The sequence below is a fragment of the Streptomyces sp. NPDC054841 genome, from assembly GCF_053611045.1.
Window position 1 is genome coordinate 1 of sequence record NZ_JBSGZO010000728.1, and the last position, 3,067, is coordinate 3,067.

Below are 3,067 nucleotides of genomic sequence, written 5' to 3' on the forward strand. Positions count from 1 at the left end.
CCGGCGGACTGTCCGACGGCCGCCTCCCAGGTGCCCGCACGGGCAAACCAGCAGTCGCCGGCTCAGCGGTCCGCGCCGTCGTCGACGGCAAGGAAGTCCCCTGCACTCCGGACGGCATCACGGGCCTGAATCCCGAGGAGTTCACCGACTTCCTCGCCGACCCGGCCGTCACCGCCGACGGCTGCCTGCGGGGCCTCGTCTGGACCTGGGACCAGCGGCTGGTCCCCGTCATGTCGGACGACCACGTCCAGACGGTCTCCCGCCGCATCGCCGGCCTCGCCGCGGCGCACGACGGCACGAACGGCAGCCATCTGCTGGAGATGTTCACCTACCTCCACGCCGTGGCCTACCACGACTTCTCGCACGATGAGATCGACGTCACCGACCCGCCGACCAGGGACGCCATGCGCGGGGCCGTCGACGCCTTCGGATCGGCCGCCCGCACCTTCGACAACACGCGCACCAACGCCGAGACCCTCCGCGAGGCGCTCGACGCGGCCAGTTCTCCCGGTTTGCGCCAGCACCAACTCCCCCTCATCAAGCGGGTGCTGGCCACCATGGACCCGAACCATCCGGACACCAACAAGGACACTTCCTGGGCAGGGGCGGCGCTCGCCGCGCTCTCCCTCAACTACCTCGGCGTCTACCCCGGCAACAAGGACACCGCCTTCCACGACGCCGTCACCGCCGACCCCTCCTACCGCGCGGCCTTCAGGGCCTTCGCCGACTACACGCACCTCAAGGACACGGACAATGCCTGGGTGGTGCGCGACGCGCTCGGCGAGAACGGGCGGTTCGGCCAGATCGAGGCGTTGCGCGACGAGATCGTCCGCGACCTCGGCACGCTGCTGGGCACCGTCACGCAGAACTTCGGCGACGGAAGCCCGCCCTGGGGGAAGGTCGTCACCTGGCTCATCGAGTTCGACGCCTGCAAGCCGTACGCGGTGTGCAAGGAGGACATCGAGCGGCGCCTGTTCCCGCAGACGTACATCTACGACAACGACGCGATGAAGGTCCGCACCGCTCTCGACCGGGGCACCGTCGACCAGCTCTACTACGCGAGCAAGCAGGTCAGGGCGCAGTTCCATCGAGTTCTGGGCACCGATGAGCCGCTGGCCGGGGACACCAACACCACGCTGCACACCGTGCTGTACGCATCCCGCGCCGACTACGAGACGTACCATCCGATCCTCACCGGCCTGAGCACGGACAACGGCGGCATCTACATCGAGAAGGGCGCGACCTTCTACACCTACCAGCGCCGGGTCCCGCAGGACTCCACGCTCACGCTGGAGGAACTGTTCCGCCACGAGTACACCCACTACCTCAACGGCAGGTGGGCGGTGCCCGGCCTGTTCGGCGAGGGGCCGTGGTACGAGGGCGACCGGACCACCGCGATGGACGAGGGCACCGCCGAGTTCTTCGACGGCGCCACCCGCGACAACGGCATCAAGGTCCGCAAGTCCCTGGTCCAGGGCATCATCGACGACACCTCCGGCGGCAAGCCACGCATGACCGTGAACCAGCTGCTGCACGCCACGTACGACGGGGACGGCTTCCGCTTCTACGACTACGCCGGCACCTTCTTCGAGTTCCTGTGGACCGAGCGCCCCTCACTGATCCGGGAGATGTACGGCTACCTGCGGGCCGACGACCCCGCGACGTTCGACACCTGGCGCGGCCGCCTCGGACGGGACGACGGCCTGCAGCGCGCGTACGACAGCTTCCTGGACGAGCAGATCGCGCACGTCGACGACCTGTTCGTCCCCGACACGAAGTACACCCCCGTCGACAAACTGGACGACGCCTCGGCCGACGCGGTCCGCGCGTCCTTCACGGCGACGACCAGCCTGACACCCGACTGCCGCTCCACCGACGCCCCGGAGCGTCCGCGGTTCGCGTGCACCGGGCAGGTCACTGCGAACCTGACGAACGCCGGCGACGCCGACCAGATGTTCAAGGACATGAGCGAGACGGTCGACTCCGCAATCCTCGACCGGTCGGCCACCGGCGACAACAACCTCACCGACATGAACTGCTCCTTCGGCGAGGTGGACGCCGCCCCCGACGGCCGCACCGGCACAGCGGACTACACCTGCGAGGGCCCGCTGCGCAGTTGACGCGCTCAGGGGTGGGAGCCGCCCGACAGGAGGGCTCCCGCCCCTGCCTCCGTGGAGGCCGCGCTGTGGGTGTGGGGCCGCCGGACGCAAACGTGATGTCGTCCACGAACGCGCCGGCAAAGTGCACGCCGCCGTCGGTCTGGTAGCAGAAGCGGAACAGCGGGGGCTTGCCCTGGGAGTCGTACGCGTACCGCAGCGTCGTCTACTTGCCGGCGGAGGAGCCGTCGACGGCCGCGCCCGCCCGGAGCCAGTTCGCCCCGCCGTCGAGGTAGTACTCGGCGAAGAGGTGATCGAAGTCCGCCTCGATCTCGTACCAGGCGCTCGCATTGACGGTGACCCGAGGGGCGGCCGGCACGGACCGGGTGGGGGATTCGTTTTTGAGGCTGTCGGCCGAGCCGGTCCACCAGGCGTGCGTGCCCGAGGTGGGGGTGGTGTAGGCGGTGCTGCTCGTCTTGTCGGCGGCAGCGTCCGGAGGGTGTCGAGAGTGGTGCGTGCCGAACGGCTCATGGCCGGAAGGGCGTCGTGAGCGGGCTCGGTGTGCGGGTCTGATTCACCGGCTGGGCGGGCGGCCCACGTGTGTGCGGGGCAGAGATGGCGCTCGGGCCGGCCGACGTGCCCGTCGACCGCGTTGTGCACCGTCCCCGTCGGCTGCTCGGCGCAGTTCCCCCCGTTATGTTTTTCGCGGTCCTGCAAGAGGGCCGCTGGCCTCCGGGCCCGGCATGACTGTGTCCCCTGTCGAAGACATGACCTGGGGGGGTGGTGTCACCGGGCCCGGGAGGTGCCGTCGGAAACGCTGATGAGAGGTCCGGCCACCGTCCGGTCCGGCGCAAGTGCCGACGCTGCAGCCGCGGCCTTGCCCTGCGGGCGAGTCGGGCCGGCCTTCGGCGCTGGCGGTGAAAGCGGCGACGGGGCCGTGCTCACTGACGGGCCGGCCGATGGCGGGAGCG

General features: G+C 69.8%; 2 protein-coding genes. One reads left to right on the plus strand and one right to left on the minus strand.

The window, feature by feature from the left end; all coding sequences use genetic code 11:
• Window positions 1-2,120: collagenase (locus ACWGI8_RS42385; protein ID WP_453668796.1), on the plus strand; the 2,120-nt coding region annotated here is incomplete at its 5' end.
• Window positions 2,121-2,322: 202 nt separating this feature from the next.
• Here the strand turns inward: ACWGI8_RS42385 and ACWGI8_RS42390 are convergent.
• Window positions 2,323-2,670 carry a hypothetical protein gene (locus tag ACWGI8_RS42390; protein WP_453668797.1) on the minus strand — a complete coding sequence of 116 codons (348 nt, stop codon included), beginning with the start codon at window positions 2,668-2,670 and terminating at the stop codon, window positions 2,323-2,325.
• Window positions 2,671-3,067: the final 397 nt, after the last annotated feature.